The 14,539-nt window shown below is 70.1% G+C and carries 11 protein-coding genes; 7 read left to right on the top strand and 4 right to left on the bottom strand.

Annotated features, from left to right (window positions below):
• Positions 1-75 precede the first annotated feature (75 nt).
• The 3 genes from OZ403_RS26560 to OZ403_RS26550 all read right to left on the bottom strand — a co-directional run bounded on the left by OZ403_RS26560 (position 76) and on the right by OZ403_RS26550 (position 4,070).
• Positions 76-1,059 (bottom strand): zinc metalloprotease HtpX, encoded by a 984-nt coding sequence (locus tag OZ403_RS26560; RefSeq protein ID WP_140794149.1) that lies wholly within the window; start codon positions 1,057-1,059, stop codon positions 76-78.
• A gap of 325 nt (positions 1,060-1,384) precedes the next feature.
• Entirely contained in the window at positions 1,385-2,839 is a 1,455-nt protein-coding gene (locus OZ403_RS26555; RefSeq protein ID WP_140799396.1) for an HTTM domain-containing protein, read from the bottom strand.
• Positions 2,832-4,070: an imelysin family protein gene (locus OZ403_RS26550; protein WP_268782091.1), complete on the bottom strand. Its 1,239-nt coding sequence runs from the start codon at positions 4,068-4,070 to the stop codon at positions 2,832-2,834. Before OZ403_RS26550 ends, OZ403_RS26555 begins: the two co-directional genes overlap by 8 nt.
• Positions 4,071-4,258: 188 nt before the next feature.
• Between OZ403_RS26550 and OZ403_RS26545 the strand changes: the two genes are divergently transcribed.
• Both OZ403_RS26545 and OZ403_RS26540 read left to right on the top strand, forming a co-directional pair.
• The gene (locus OZ403_RS26545) at positions 4,259-5,737 is read left to right on the top strand and encodes a hypothetical protein (RefSeq protein WP_268782090.1); all 1,479 of its coding nucleotides are present in this window, start codon (positions 4,259-4,261) and stop codon (positions 5,735-5,737) included.
• A 125-nt stretch (positions 5,738-5,862) separates the two neighbouring features.
• Positions 5,863-8,265: a TonB-dependent receptor family protein gene (locus OZ403_RS26540; RefSeq protein ID WP_268782089.1), complete on the top strand. Its 2,403-nt coding sequence runs from the start codon at positions 5,863-5,865 to the stop codon at positions 8,263-8,265.
• 33 nt (positions 8,266-8,298) lie between these two features.
• Here OZ403_RS26540 and OZ403_RS26535 read toward each other — a convergent pair whose 3' ends face one another.
• Positions 8,299-8,685, bottom strand: coding sequence for a hypothetical protein (locus OZ403_RS26535; RefSeq protein WP_011554998.1), 387 nt, complete (start codon positions 8,683-8,685; stop codon positions 8,299-8,301).
• Positions 8,686-8,867: 182 nt separating this feature from the next.
• On the opposite strand from OZ403_RS26535, the gene fni reads away from it, so the two are divergent.
• Genes fni through OZ403_RS26510 form a run of 5 tightly spaced genes read left to right on the top strand, consistent with a single transcriptional unit; the run spans position 8,868 to position 14,299 of the window.
• Positions 8,868-9,926, top strand: coding sequence for a type 2 isopentenyl-diphosphate Delta-isomerase (gene fni / locus OZ403_RS26530; RefSeq protein ID WP_268782088.1), 1,059 nt, complete (start codon positions 8,868-8,870; stop codon positions 9,924-9,926).
• A gap of 33 nt (positions 9,927-9,959) precedes the next feature.
• Entirely contained in the window at positions 9,960-11,288 is a 1,329-nt protein-coding gene (locus tag OZ403_RS26525) for a hydroxymethylglutaryl-CoA reductase, degradative (RefSeq protein WP_140799393.1), read from the top strand.
• A 4-nt stretch (positions 11,289-11,292) separates the two neighbouring features.
• A complete protein-coding gene (gene mvk / locus OZ403_RS26520; protein WP_140794133.1) occupies positions 11,293-12,225 on the top strand; it encodes a mevalonate kinase in 933 nt (310 codons plus the stop codon).
• A gap of 8 nt (positions 12,226-12,233) precedes the next feature.
• The gene (mvaD, locus tag OZ403_RS26515) at positions 12,234-13,220 is read left to right on the top strand and encodes a diphosphomevalonate decarboxylase (protein ID WP_140794131.1); all 987 of its coding nucleotides are present in this window, start codon (positions 12,234-12,236) and stop codon (positions 13,218-13,220) included.
• Complete coding sequence (locus OZ403_RS26510) at positions 13,220-14,299, top strand: mevalonate kinase family protein (protein WP_268782087.1); 1,080 nt, start codon at positions 13,220-13,222, stop codon at positions 14,297-14,299. The genes mvaD and OZ403_RS26510 overlap by 1 nt, the downstream gene beginning before the upstream one ends.
• Positions 14,300-14,539 lie beyond the last annotated feature (240 nt).

Here is a 14,539-nt window from a genome sequence, read left to right as displayed (position 1 = left end):
TGGACGTGCTTCGGTTCACTCCCTGCGTCGCCTTGGCCAGCGGCCCGGCGGGCGCCCGGGGCGCCGTCCGTCACCTCAGTACGCGTACTCCCAGCCGCCGCGCCCACCGGTGCGGGCTCCCAGGCGGGCGCCCATCTCCCTCAGCCGGCGGACCCGCTCGGGGATGGGCGGGTGGGTGGAGAACAGGGCCATGACTCCGCCATGGTGGAGCGGGTTGACGATGAAGAGGTGGGAGGTGGCGGGGGCCCTGTCGTAGGGAATGGCCTCCGCGCCGCGTTCCAGCTTCAGCAGGGCATTGGCGAGCGCGTCCGGGTCGCCCGCCAGCTCGGCGCCCGTCTGGTCCGCTCCGTACTCCCGTGAGCGGCTGACGGCGAGCTGGAGCAGCGTGGCGGCGATGGGGGCCACCAGCAGCAGGCCCAGGTTGGCGAAGGCGCTGCCCAGTCCGCCGCGCTCGTCGTTGTCGCCCCGGCTGAGCATGGAGCCGCCGAACCAGAAGAGCATCTGCGCGGCGTAGCTGATGATGCCGGCCAGGGTCGCCGCCACCGTGCCGATGAGGGTGTCCCGGTTGCGCACGTGCCCCAGTTCATGGGCCAGCACGCCCTCCAGCTCGCGCCGGTCGAGCAGTTCCATCAGCCCCGCCGTCACCGCGATGGCGGCGTGGCTCGGGTTGCGGCCCGTGGCGAACGCGTTGGGCGCCGCCGTGGGGAGGATGTAGACCTTGGGCTTCGGCATGCCCGCACGGGAGGCCAGCCGCGCCACCATGTCGTGCAGCCAGGGCGCCTGCTCGTAGGGCAACGGCTTGGCGCCGTGGATGGCCAAGGCAATCCGGTCGCTGAACCAGTAGGAGCCGAAGTTCATCACCACCGCGAAGAGGCCGGCGAAGAGCAGGCCCCGCGGGCCGCCCAAGCGGTCGCCGATGACGAGCACCAGGGCCGTGAGCCCGGCCAGCAGTACGGTGGTCTTGAGCGCATTGCCCAGCCGGTGCCAACCGCCGCCACCGTGGAGCGCTGGCCGGTCCGCACCAGCGCGGCCCGTGTCGTGGGAAGGGTGGAGCGCCATGGCCGTCTCGTTTCCGGGCCCCGTGCGGAGCCCTCTGGAAACGTAAACAAGCGTCAGGGCTCGGCAACGGCGGAGACGGCGCCTGGATGGCCGCCGCGCTTGCCCCGGAACCGCTCCCGGAACGGGCCACGAGGTGGGTTGCCCGCGCCCCAACGGCGATGCCACTTCCGGGGGAACAGGGAATGGGCGAGGAGCTCCCCCTCAGAGGGCGGCCGTGGAACGAACGTTCCGTCCACCGCCGGCCCCCCGGGGAAGCGGGGCAGGATGCCTGACTGCAACGGAGAGCCCGTTACCCAGCCCCTCGTCCCTCCCAAAAAGCACGCGCCTAGGGGCGCTCGGCCGTCGCGCTGCGCAGCGGAGAGCGCAAGCGGATGGGCGGTGACTCCGGGGCGGGGCGAATCCACCGCTTGGGCGCGAGGTTGTCCACCTCCCGGGCGAGGTCCACGTCGGGGTCCACCAGTAGCTCCGCGGGACGCCCGTTGAGGGACACGTGCGCTTCGGCGTGAACCTGCACCGGCCCCTTGCCCTGCGCCTCGAAGTCCCGGGCGATATGCCGCGCCAACTGGAGGATGAGGTCCGGCTGCACCGACATCTCCCGCTCCTGGAGGCGGGTGAGGTACTGGCTGGGCGCGACGTGCCACTCCCGGTCCGACGCCGGGTCGCGGACGATGAACGTCACGCTGCCGTTCTTCTCGCGCGCCATCACCCGCCACGAGAAGCGCATGCCCTGTTCGTGCCACAGGACGTTGCCACCGTAGAGGTGTGTGCGGAGGGGCACGGCGATTTGCACGACGGCGTAGGTCAGGGCCAGTCCGAGCGCCACCTGTCCCATCCAGCCGGGAGCGCTCAGGGCCAGCGTCGCGGGCATTGCAGGGGCGGCCGATTTCGCGACGGACGACCGGGCAAGGCGGGCGCGCAGTCCGCGGAACAGCCGCCGTGGCCAGGAGGCTTCGAAGAAGACCAGGGCCCCGGTGACCATGATGACGGGGAACATGCCAATGGGGAACAGCGCGGAGGTGGCCGCGTGGAACCCGAGCACCACCACATAGGCGAAGGGCCGCAGCTTCCGGGTGAGGAGGAAGGCGACGATGGTGGTGTCGAAGAGGAATCCCGACCAGGCCGCGACGTAGGCGACCCAGGGCTCGTCGAGCATGGGGCCGACGAGAGGGAGGCTCGTCCGAGCCGACAGCCAGATGCTGAGGGGCTGGGCATGGAGCAGCCAGTCACCGGTCAGCTTCGCCAGCCCCGCGAAGACGTACACCACCCCCACCTGGAATCGCAGCAGGAGCGTGCACCACGAGGGCAGCCAGTCACTGCGCAGCGCGGGCTTGCGCCAGGCATCCACCGAGAAGGCCCGGTGCGCCGGCACGAGGAGCATCAGCCCGAGGAGCAGGCTCACCAGGTAGTAGTGATTGAGGTAGTTGCTGACGTCCACGAGCTGGACGTAGGTGAAGGCGACGAACAGCAGGCCCACCGTCACGCGGTAGAAAAGGCCAACCGCCATGCAGAGCCCGAGCACCGCGAGCACCCCGAAGACGGCGTGCATCCACGGCGCCGGCAGCGCGGGCACCCAGCCGAAGCCCCAGTAGGTGAAGTGGAAGCGGGGGCCGGTGAACAGCACGTCCACCCAGCCGTAGGCGAGGAACCGGACCGCCGATACGAAGATGAGCAGTCCGAGCGCCACGCGGAACGCCACCAGCGCCGCGATGTCTCGCGGCGCCAGCAGCACCTGCCAGAGGCGCCCGGACGCGGGGCGCTTGCCGGACGCCACCTCAGTCATTGTCCCCCTCGACGGACTGGGGCAGCTCCAGGTCCAGAACGGTGACGAGCTCCGTCTTGAGCACGTCCGTCACGCCCTTGATGGCGTCGTACATTGTACGCATCGAGGCCTTGTCCTGAGCCAGGACCGCCGCCAGGTCTTCACCCGGAACGGCGTCGATGCCCGCCGCCGCCGCCGCGTTGCGCTCGCGCAGCTTCGCCGCCAGCGCGTCGGCGCCCGACGCCTCGAGCAGGTCGTCGAAGCCCGTGCCGGAGAAGTTCTCGCCACAGCCTTCCGTCATGCGCCGGTAGCCCACCAGGTTGGCCCGGATGTTCGCCTTCGAGCGCGCGGCGAACTGTGACTCCAGGTGTTCGGGGCACGTCGACGTGGAGCAGTCACGCAGCGCCAGCGGCCGTGCCACCTTGAGGTCCTTCACCTCGCGCTCGAAATAGAAGATGGCGTCGCTCACGGAGTTCAGCGCAGCTTGCGTGGAGGGATACACGGCATTGCCGGAGCCCGCCGTCGTCAGCGTCCTGCTGAAATTCTGCCCGTCCGGGGCCCACGCGTTCACCAGCGCGTCCGCGCGGCGGTGGACGTCGGCGGCCACCACTGCGGCGTACGCCCGCTTGCGCGCGGCCCGCTCGTCCGCGGACAGCGCCGCCCACGTGCCCTGGGACACGATGACGGAGGTGCCGGGGCAGGCGGTGTCGTTGCCCTCGAAGAAGAGCAGGTACTCCAGCGCGTACAGGCCGCGGCGGCTCACCAGCGAGCTGTCGAAGCTCGCCGACTCGTAGCCGCGGTTGACGATCTGCTCCTCGATGGCACACCGGCTGACCAGGGGCCACGAGTAGATGTTGTCACGAATCTCCGCGCCGCCCGGGAGGCTGCGGGGCGCGGCGGGACCGAACTGCATCACCTCCGCCACCTGCCACGCGTCCATGGCCTGGTGGTAGGCCGCGCGCGCGGCGTCTCGCGTGGTGGCATCCGGCGTGGCGGCGTGGGCCGCGACAGCGCTCTCCATCGCGGTGGCCACCGTCTGGAACTCACGTGCCGTCTGCAGCACACAAGCTCCGGATGCCTCCAGCAGCGCGGCGCGCGTCGCGGCCACCGTGTTGTCGGGATTGTCCGGGCCGGCGTCCGCCGGAGTCACCTTGTCCGACTTGCACGCGGACAGCGAGAGGAGGGCGGGCACCGCGAGCGCGATGGCGCGCGCACGCAGGACGTAGAGGGGGCGCGATGACTCGGTGTTCATGGCCGGGCTCGCTAACACGCCGATGTTGTTAATGACAATCAACTTCAAAGTTTGCCCGGAGAAACGTGTGGGTTCCCACAGGTTGGCTGTTGACCGGTCGCGGTCTTCCGGAGTACGAGGCGGACGCGAAGAAACTGATAACGATTATCGTTTGCAGTTCGACGAAATCCCGAGGAGGGGAAGACATCATGTTGAAGACGGTGAAGCACCGCAGCTTCCTGGTGCGTGGAGCCGCGCTGGCGCTCACGCTGGCGTGCATGACGGGTTGTGGCGACGACGACGAGCCCACGCCGACCCCGACGCCTGACGCGGGCACCAACACGGACGCCGGTACGGACGCGGGCACGAACCCGACGCCCGACGCGGGCACCGGCGCGCTGGACAGCGACATCGCGGTGGTCCGCTTCAACGAGGACGGTACGCACGACACGACGTTCGGTGCGGGCGGCATCACGCACGTGGACTTCGGCACCGGCCGCGACGGCACGCGTGACTCGCTGTGGGACGTGCGCGTGGACGCCACGGACCGCATCGTGCTGTTCGGCAACAAGCGCGCGGACGGCACGCGTGCGGACACCGACCGCGTGGTGGCCCGCCTGACGGCGACGGGCGCGCTGGACACGACGTTCGGCTCAGCCGGGACGCCCAACGGGTTCAGCGTCCTCAACCTGTCCAACCTGAACGACGGCATGCGCTACGGCTTCATCCAGCCGGACGGGAAGATCATGACGTCCGGCTACACGTCCATGCCCACGGGCGTGGGTGCGCAGGCGGCCAACCGCATCGTGCTGCAGCGCCTGAACGACAACGGCACGGCGGATGATGCCTTCGGCTGGAAGGGCGTCGTGACGTCCGCGCCGTTCCAGGCCCAGAGCGAGACCAACCCCGAGTGGGGCATGGCCGAGGCCTACGCCGCGGGTATGCAGTCCAACGGCAGCTACGTGACGACCGGCTACGGCCGCTCCGCGTCCTCCGGCACGGTGGACCTGGTGTCCTTCCGCTACACCGCCACGGGCGCGCTCGACCCGACGTGGGGCACGGGTGGCTCCGTGGTGCTGGACCTGGCCGGTGACAATGACCGTGGCCGCAACCTGGTGGTCCTGAACGACGACCGCGTCCTGCACGTGGGCAGCGGCACGCCGAGCGCGCAGAACATCCAGGCCCTCCTCCTGATGCAGACGCCGGACGGCCAGCCGGACACGACCTTCGCGCCGGAAGGCTACAAGACCTACGGCTTGGAGCGCCCGGAGCAGGCCTTCTTCGGCGTGGCCAAGTCGGCGGACGGCAACTGGGCGGCCGCGGTGGGTTACCGTGCCGGCGGCAGCGGGAACGACGACGGCATCCTGGCCATCATCCCGACGAATGGCACGGCGGAGGAGGTCATCATCAAGGCCACGCCGATCTCCGCGACGGAGAACGACCGCTTCTGGTCCGTTGCCTTCGACGCGACCAACCGCATCTACGCGGCGGGCTTCGTGACCGAGGGTGGCGACAACCAGATGGTGGTGGCGCGCTTCACCACCGATGGCAACCTCGACCCGACCTTCGGCACCGGCGGCATCGCGAAGATCAACGTCGCGACCGCGGCCACCGAGGAGTCCGCTCGCGGCATCGCCATCCAGACGGATGGAAAGATCGTCATCGGCGGTCCTATCGAGAAGCAGTAGTCGCTGGCGCAGTGTAGAAGCAGGAGCCGGGGAGGGTGGTCCGCGCGCGGGCGGGCCTCCATCCCCGGCTCCTGGCTTCTTGAGTCGTCGGACATCCCGGTCGAGACAAGGTCGAAACGCTTCAGATGGCACTGTTCGAGCAGAAGCTGATGTGGGCGCGGAGCTGGACACTTCCGGCGCTCTTGCTGGCATGGGCCTCCCCGGCCGCGGCGCAGTCCGAGCCGCCCCAGGACGCCGCCGCCGTGGTCCCCGAGCCGTCGCGGGAGCAGGTGGCACCCGAGCCGCCCCTGGCACCGGACACCGCCGCCGCTCCCGAGTCGCCTCCGGCCGAGCCGTTGGCACAGCCCGAGCCGTCCCCCATGGGCGACGCGCCGCTGGCCTCCGAAGTTCCCGCGAGCGAGCCGCTCGTCCTGGAGCCTGCGCCCGAGGCCGTCGAGAAGAAGTTCGAGAGCGTGGTGGTGGGTACGTCGGAGGCGCGCACCAGCGGCTCCATCCACGTGCTGAAGCCCGCGCAGCTCGAGCGTTTCGAGCGCGATGACCCGGCGGCCATCCTCCAGACGGTTCCCGGTGTGTATGCACGAGGCGAGGACGGCTTCGGCTTGCGGCCGAACGTGGGCCTGCGCGGCGTCAATCCGGACCGCAGCAAGAAGGTCACCCTGCTCGAGGACGGCATCCTCTTCGGCCCCGCGCCGTACTCCGCGCCGGCGGCCTATTACTTCCCGCTGGCCACGCGCATGCAGAGCATCCGCGTACTCAAGGGCCCTTCGGCCATCCAGCAGGGACCGCAGACGGTGGGCGGCTCCGTGGATTTCCTCACCCGAGACATCCCCGCGGCGGAGTCCATCTGGCTGGACGTGGCGGGTGGCGGGTACCTCTACGGCAAGGTCCATGGCGTCTTCGGCGCGAGCACCGAGCGTGCGGGCTTCCTGCTGGAAGGTCTCCACCTGCGCAGTGACGGCTTCAAGGAACTGGACACCGTGGGCGGTAACACGGGCTTCACCCGCAACGAGTGGATGGCCAAGGGCCGCTACCTGCTCGTTCCCGAGGGGCCCGTCCGCCAGACGCTCCAGGTCAAGCTGGGCTACTCCGACGAGGACGCCAACGAGACGTACCTGGGCTTGAGCGACGCGGACTTCGCCGCTGCGCCGCTGCGGCGCTACATCGCGAGCGCCCTGGACCACATGAAGTGGCACCGCACTCAGGTCGTTCTGAGCCACGAACTCGAGGCCGGCGGGCTGGCGGTGACGACATCCGTCTACCGGCATGACCTGAGCCGGGCCTGGAGGAAGGTGAACCGCTTTCGGGGCGCATCCATCGCCAGCGTGCTCGCGGACCCGACGAGCGCGCGCAACTCCATCTACTACGGCGTGCTTACCGGAACGGTCGACACGTCGTCGACCCAGGACGCGCTGCTCATCGGTCCCAATGATCGGACGTTCGTGTCTCAGGGCCTCCAGAGCATTGCCCGGTGGTCCGCCGTCACGGGGCCGCTGAGTCACAACGTCGAGCTCGGCGCCCGCTTCCACTACGACAGCATCGACCGCCTTCACACCGAGGATGCCTACCTCATGCAGGGCGGCCAGCTCGTGCGTACCAACGAGCCCACGTACACGACGGCCAACAACAGGGACTCCACGCACGCCGTTGCCCTGCACGCGACGGACGCCATTGCGTGGGGGCCCCTGGTGCTGACGCCGGGTGTCCGCCTGGAGATCATCCGTTCCAACTCCGTGAACCGGCTGGTGGGGACAGCGTCGAGCGGCGCGCTGGAAGTGCTCATGCCGGGCATGGGTGTCTACGGTGCGTTGACGCGAGAGTTGGGCCTGTTCGCGGGCGCCTATCGCGGCTTCTCGCCCCCCGCGCCCGGACAGCCCTCCGCGGTGCTTCCGGAGAAGAGCATCAACTACGAGGGCGGCGCGCGGTGGACACGCCGCGGAGAGCGTTTCGAGGCCTTGGGCTTCTTCAACGACTACTCGAACCTCACCGACATCTGCACGTTCTCCAGCGGATGCCTCAATGACGACCTCGACCGGCAGACGGACGCGGGCAAGGCGTTCATCTATGGCCTGGAGATCTTCGGCGAGAAGACCTTCCGTCCGGGTGGCGGCCTGACGTTCCCCGTCTCGCTGGCGTACACCTTCACCCGCACGCGGCTGCGCGAGGACTTCCAGTCCGCGGACCCGCAGTTCGGCAACGTGCGAGCGGGAGACGAACTGCCCTACGTTCCGCGGCACCAGATCTACGCCACCGCGGGCGTGGAGTCGTCCTGGGGCGGCCTGGCACTGAGCGCTTTCTACGTGGATGCCATGCGCGAGCGGGCGGGGCAGGGCGAGGCACCTCCAGGCGAGCTGACGGGCGCGCTGCTGACGTTCGACGTCAACGCGAACTGGAACTTCTCTCGCTGGGGGCAGTTGTACCTGAGCGCGCGCAACATCCTGGACGAGCAGGTCATCGTGTCGCGCCGCCCCTACGGAGCCCGGCCCAACGCGCCCCGGACCATCATCCTGGGCGCCAAGCTGTCCATCTGAAGCCCGGCCCCCACCGCGGGCGGCGTCTCGCTTCTAGAGGTAGAAGCGGTCCGTCACGCCCGCGGTGCGCTGCAGGATGGCGCTCCAGCCCAGCCACAGGGCGATGCCACTGGCATCCGCCCGCGCCTCCGCCCCCAGGGCTCCCAGCGAGCCCGTGCACCCGGCCAGCGTGAAGCGTCCTGAATCGGTCAGGTGTGTGAGGAGGGCGCGCAACGTGGGCATCCCACGCGACTCGAAGCGGTTGGTGACGTCATCGCGACCCATGAAGTCTGGGTCGTCGAGCGCCCCATCGAGGAAGCGCTCCAGGGCCCACCAGAAGAGGTAAACCTCCGCCTTGCGGCCAGACGCCACGGCAGCGGCGGCGATGGACAGGCCTTGATGCACGCGGTCGTAGTCGCCGCTGTGCAGGAAGACAACCACGTGGGTCGGGGTGGCGCTCACGCGGCGCTCATACCGCCCACAAGGCGCCAGCGTCCACCCACACGCCGAGACTGACCGCCCGGGCCCTTTGGCTTGCGCCTTGGCCGCCGTGCTTGCTAGGAAACCCCGGTCATTCGGGCACTTACGCGCCGTGGCACCTGGGCGGACCGGACTTCATCGAGATGGGCGACGACATCACAGCCAGACGCAAGGACGCGCATCTCGACCTTTGCGCGACGGGCGACGTCGAACCCAGCGGAAACAGCACCCTGCTGGAGTGCGTCAAGCTGGTCCACTGCGCGATGCCGGAGATGTCCGTGGAGGACGTGGACCTGTCCACGGCGTTCCTGGGCAAGCGGCTGCGCTACCCGCTGCTCGTCACCGGCATGACGGGTGGGACGGAGCGTGCGGGCGCGGTGAATCGCGACCTGGCGCTGCTCGCCGAGCGCCACGGCCTGGCCTTCGGTGTGGGCAGCCAGCGCGCCATGTCGGAGGACGCCTCGCGGGCCGCGTCCTTCCAGGTGCGGCAGGTGGCGCCCACGGTGGCGCTGCTGGGCAACATCGGCATGTTCCAGGCCATCCGGCTGGGCGTGGATGGAACGCGCCGGCTGGTGGACGGCATTTGCGCGGACGGGCTGGCGCTGCACCTCAACGCGGGCCAGGAGCTGACGCAGCCGGAAGGCGACCGGGACTTCCAGGGCGGCTACCGCGTGGTGGAGCTGCTGGTGCGGGCCTTTGGCGACCGGCTGCTGGTGAAGGAGACGGGCTGCGGCATCGGCCCGGACGTCGCGCGGCGGCTGGTGGACCTGGGCGTGCGGAACATCGACGTGTCCGGCCTTGGCGGGACGTCCTGGGTGCGCGTGGAACAACTTCGCGCGTCGGGCGTACAGGCACAGCTGGGAGCGGAATTCAGCGCGTGGGGCATTCCCACGGCGGCCGCGTTGGCCACCGTGCGCCGTGCCGTGGGCCCGGACGTCCACCTGGTGGCGAGCGGCGGCCTCCGCACGGGACTGGATGCCGCCAAGGTGCTGGCGCTGGGCGCGAACCTGGCAGGCATGGCGCTGCCGTTGTTCCGCGCGCAGCAGGTGGGCGGCCTCGAGGCGGCGGAGGCGGCGCTGGAGGTCATCCTGGCCAGCCTGCGGCAGGCGCTCGTCCTGACGGGTAGCAGAAGCTGCGCTGAACTGAGACAGCGGCCCCGAGTGGTCACCGGAGAGTTGAAGGATTGGTTGGCGGCGCTGTAGAGGGTGGCCGCGCCGAAGTCTGGAAGGAAGAACATGTCTGACACCGTGACGTCCCGGCTTCCCGGGTTCCACAAGCTGCCGATGGAGGAGCGCCACGCGCACCTCTCCCGCATGTTCCGGCTCACGCCCGAGGACCTGCAGCAGCTGCTGGGCTCGGAGGCGCTCCAGCCTGTCCTGGCGAACCAGATGATTGAGAACGCGGTGGGGACGTTCTCCCTGCCGCTGGGCCTGGGCCTCAACCTCCAGGTCAACGGGCGGGACTACCTGGTGCCCATGGCGGTGGAGGAGCCGTCCGTCGTGGCGGCGGTGTCCTTCGCGGCGAAGATCGTCCGGGAGTCGGGCGGGTTCATCGGCGAGGCCGACCCGTCGCTGATGATTGGCCAGGTGCAGGTGTCGCGCTACGGCGACCCGACGGTGGCCACCGAGCGCATCCTGGAGCACAAGGAGCAGATTCTCGCGCTGGCCAACAGCTTCCACCCGGCCATGGTGGCGCGTGGTGGCGGGGCGAAGGACGTCGAGGTTCGCGTGCTGCCGGCCCCCGAGGGACCGCGCGGCGAGCCGTTGCTCATCGTCCACCTCATCATCGACGCCCAGGAGGCGATGGGGGCCAACCTCATCAACACCATGGCGGAGGGCGTGGCGCCGCTCATCGAGCAGATCACCGACGGCAAGGTGTACCTGCGCATCCTCTCCAACCTGGCGGACCGCCGTCTGGCGCGCGCCATGTGCCGTATCCCCATCCCGCTGCTGGCGGACTTTGAGATGCCGGCCGAGGAGATCGCCGAGGGCATCGCCCAGGCAAGCCGCTTCGCGGAGGCGGACCCGTACCGCGCGGCCACGCACAACAAGGGTGTGATGAACGGCATTGACGCGGTGGCCATCGCCACGGGGCAGGACTGGCGCGCCATTGAAGCGGGCGCGCACGCGTTCGCCTGCCGCAATGGGCAGTACCGGCCGCTGTCCACCTGGTACCTGGAAGAGGGCCACCTGGTGGGCCGCATCGAGCTGCCCATGGCGCTGGGGACGGTGGGCGGGCCCATCAAGATCCACCCGGGCGTGCAGATGGCGCTCAAGCTGATGCAGACCACGTCGGTGCGAGAGCTCGCCATGGTGTTCGCGGCGGTGGGCCTGGCGCAGAACTTCGCGGCGCTCCGGGCGCTGGGCAGCGTGGGCATCCAGAAGGGCCACATGGCGATGCACGCGCGCTGCGTGGCGGTGACGGCGGGCGCGCGGGGCGACTGGGTGGAGAAGATCGCCAACCTGCTGGTGAAGGCGGGCCACGTGAAGGTGGAGAAGGCCCGCGAGCTGCTGGCCAGCCTCCCCGCCGAGGATGCCGCGGCCGCGACCGGCACCACGGTCTGACGCCGTGGCTCCTCGTCCTGAATCCTTGTCGGCCTTTGGCGCCGGCAAGGTCATCCTGTTGGGTGAGCACAGCGTCGTGTATGGGCACCCGGCCCTGGCCGGTCCGTTGTCGCAGGGCGTGACGGCGCGCGCCGTGCCCGCGAAGGCGTGTCAACTCGCGTTGCCCTCCACGCTCAGCCGCCCGCAGCGGGCGCAGCTCACGGCGGCGTTCGCCCGTGCAGCGGAGGTGACGGGCGCGCCGCCGGTGAAGGTGTCGCTGGAGGCGGACCTGCCGCTGGCGGTGGGCTTGGGAAGCTCGGCGGCGCTGTCGGTGGCGTGCGCGCGGTTGCTTCTCCAGGCGGCGGGGAAGGTGGCCACGCCGAAGGACGCGGCGCGCGTGGCGTGGGCGATGGAGCAGGAGTTCCACGGCACGCCGTCCGGGGTGGACCACACCACGAGCGCGGCGGAGCAACTGGTCCTCTATCGGCGCAAGCCGGGGGCCGCCAAGGGGACGGGGCAGGTGGTGGAGTGCCCCAAGCCCTTGCACGTGGTGGTGACGCTCGCGGGTGAGCGCAGCCCCACGAAGAAGACGGTGGGCGCGCTGCGGGAGCGGCAGGCTCGCTGGCCGTCGCGCTACGAGCGCCTGTTCACGGAGATTGGACGGGTGTCCTCGGAGGGCGCGAAGGCGGTGGCGGCGGGAGATTTGGAGGCGCTGGGCGACGCGATGAACGTCAACCAGGGCCTGCTCGCGGCGCTAGGCCTGTCGTCGCCGCAGTTGGAAGAGATGATCTACCGGTTGCGGGAGCTGGGGGCGCTGGGCGCCAAGCTGACCGGGGCCGGTGGAGATGGTGGGGCCGTCATTGGCCTGTTCCTGGAGCCCAAGCCCGTGGTGACGAAGCTCACCCGGATGGGCGTGCGCTGCTTCAGCAGCCAGCTCGCGGGTCCGCGGGCGTCGTGAGTCTTCCCATGAAAGCCACAGCTCTGGCGCATCCCAACATCGCCCTGGTGAAGTACTGGGGGAAGCGGGACGACGCGCTGATTCTTCCGCACCAGTCCAGCCTGTCCCTCACGCTGTCGCCGTTGTCGGTGACGACCACGGTGGAGTTCGGCGCCGCGAGCGACCAGGTGGAGCTCAACGGGCACACCGCGAAGGGCAGCGAGCGCGACCGCGTGTTGCGGCTGCTGGAGTTGGTGCGTGCCCAGGCGAAGGCCGACCTGGGCCCCGCGAAGGTGGTGTCGCGCGGGGACTTCCCCATGGCGGCCGGGTTGGCCAGCAGCGCGGCGGGCTTCGCGGCGTTGGCGGTGGCGGGGCGCGCTGCGGCGGGTCTGCCCGCGGAGCCACGCGCGGCGAGCATCCTGGCGCGCATGGGCAGCGGCTCGGCGTGTCGGAGCGTGCAGGGTGGGTTCTGCGAGTGGCAGCGCGGCGAGCGTCCGGATGGTGAGGACAGCTTCGCGGTGCAGCGCTTCGACGCGGCCCACTGGCCGGACGTTCGCATGGTGGTGGCGATTCTCGACCGCGGCGAGAAAGAGGTGAAGTCGCGGGACGGGATGAAGCACACGGTGGACACCAGCCCGTACTACCCGGCGTGGGTGAAGGACGCGGAGGCGGAGGTGGTCCAGGTGCGCGAGCACATCGCCCGGCGTGACCTGCAGGCCCTGGGTGAGCTGTGTGAGCGGAACGCGTGGCGGATGCACGCGACGTCCTTCGCCGCGAATCCGCCGCTGAGCTACATGAGCCCTGGCACGCTGGCGCTCATCCAGCACCTGAAGGAGCAGCGCAAGAAGGGCATCCCGGTGTGGTTCACGCTGGACGCGGGGCCGAACCCGGTGCTGCTGACGGACGCCGCGCACGAGGTGGCCGCGGAGGCGCTGGCCCGCGCGTGCGGCGCGGTGGATGTGATTCGCTGCGTGCCCGGTGGTGACGCGGAGCTGAAGGCGGAGCACCTCTTCTGATGGAGCGCGCCCTCTCCGCGCCGGGCAAGCTGTTCCTCTCCGGGGAGTACGCCGTGCTGTGGGGCGGCGTGGCGCGCCTGGCCGCGGTGGCGCCACGCACCGCCGCGTATGTCCGCCGCCGCGCGGATGCCCGCGTGCACGTGTGCCTGGAAGAGGGGACGCTGGCGGGGAGCACCACGCCGCTGGGGGTGCGCTGGGAGCGTGAAGTCCCGGCGGGGTTCGCCTTCGTTGCGCGGGCGCTGGACGAGGCGCTGCGGGCACATGGCCGCGCGAGTCAGGGTTTCGACCTGGCGGTGGCGCCGTCCGCGGTGGGCCCGAACGGGCAGAAGCTGGGCATGGGCGGCAGTGCGTGCGCGACGGTGCTGGCGGCGGAAGGCGCGCGCTATGTGCTGGAGGAGCGTTACGACGCGCTGAAGCTGGCGCTGCTGTCGCACACGCTGGGGCAGGGCGGCAAGGGCAGTGGCGGGGACGTGGCGACGAGCTTCGCCGGAGGCGTGCTGCGCTACCGGCGCTACGACGTAGCGCCGCTGATTGAGGCGAGCAACGCCGGGCGACTGCGCGCGGCGCTGGCAGAGTCGCCGTCGGTGGACGTGTGGCGGCTGCCTTCGCCTCGGGTGTCCATGGCGTATGCCTTCACGGGTGAGAGCGCCTCGACGCGGGTGTTGATTGGCCAGGTGGAAGCGCGTCTGGAGGAGTCAGGCCGCCGGAGCTTCGTGGCGCGCTCGGACACGCTGGGCCATGCGATTGAGGACGGGCTGAGCGGCGGTGACTTCCGGGCCTTTTCAGAGGCAGTGAAGGCGCAGCACGCGCTTCTGTTGGAGCTGGGGCCGCTGGAGACGGAAGGCATGCGCCGCGTGCTGGCGCTGGCGGCCACGTACGGCGCCGCGGGCAAGCTGTCCGGCGCGGGCGGAGGGGACGGCTGCATCCTGTTCACGCCGGATGCGCAGGTCCGTGCGGAGATGTGCAAGGGATTGGAAGCCCGAGGCTTCCACACGCTCCTCCTGGATGCCGAACCCGGCGTGCGTGGCGAGGCTCAGGTGGCTCCCCGGCTGCGGACCTGGGTCGACGCTCTAACCTGAGCGCGCCTCTTCAGTGACCCGCCGGCTCTGGCCATCTGCCTTGCAGCCCAAGGTGGGAACAGTTGACTTGGCGGTGAAGATGCTCGGCGCGGACGACCACTTTGTTATTGGGGGCTGAGCTGGCAAGGGTCTTGTTGTCATGAAATGGAGACCCCCAGGAATAGGATGCCTGGACGAGTTGCCTTGAAGGGGGCCTACTCCACCCGGGAGCCGGCCGATATGCGGTGGACGCGCCCGCGG

Origin of the sequence: Myxococcus sp. NMCA1 (assembly GCF_026810205.1) — a bacterium.
In the GTDB taxonomy this organism is placed as follows: Bacteria; Myxococcota; Myxococcia; order Myxococcales; family Myxococcaceae; genus Myxococcus; species Myxococcus xanthus_A.
The sequence above is the reverse complement of the archived record's forward strand: the minus strand, read 5'-3'. Positions and strand labels throughout refer to the sequence as shown.

What these genes read in the sequence shown, in the direction of transcription:
- mvaD (WP_140794131.1), top strand. Translation starts at nt 12,234, where the DNA reads ATGAAAGCCACAGCTCTGGCGCATCCCAACATCGCCCTGGTGAAGTAC.
- OZ403_RS26525 (WP_140799393.1), top strand. Translation starts at nt 9,960, where the DNA reads ATGTCTGACACCGTGACGTCCCGGCTTCCCGGGTTCCACAAGCTGCCG.
- OZ403_RS26545 (WP_268782090.1), top strand. Translation starts at nt 4,259, where the DNA reads ATGTTGAAGACGGTGAAGCACCGCAGCTTCCTGGTGCGTGGAGCCGCG.
- fni (WP_268782088.1), top strand. Translation starts at nt 8,868, where the DNA reads ATGGGCGACGACATCACAGCCAGACGCAAGGACGCGCATCTCGACCTT.
- OZ403_RS26555 (WP_140799396.1), bottom strand. Translation starts at nt 2,839, where the DNA reads ATGACTGAGGTGGCGTCCGGCAAGCGCCCCGCGTCCGGGCGCCTCTGG.
- OZ403_RS26550 (WP_268782091.1), bottom strand. Translation starts at nt 4,070, where the DNA reads ATGAACACCGAGTCATCGCGCCCCCTCTACGTCCTGCGTGCGCGCGCC.
- OZ403_RS26560 (WP_140794149.1), bottom strand. Translation starts at nt 1,059, where the DNA reads ATGGCGCTCCACCCTTCCCACGACACGGGCCGCGCTGGTGCGGACCGG.
- OZ403_RS26540 (WP_268782089.1), top strand. Translation starts at nt 5,863, where the DNA reads ATGGCACTGTTCGAGCAGAAGCTGATGTGGGCGCGGAGCTGGACACTT.
- OZ403_RS26510 (WP_268782087.1), top strand. Translation starts at nt 13,220, where the DNA reads ATGGAGCGCGCCCTCTCCGCGCCGGGCAAGCTGTTCCTCTCCGGGGAG.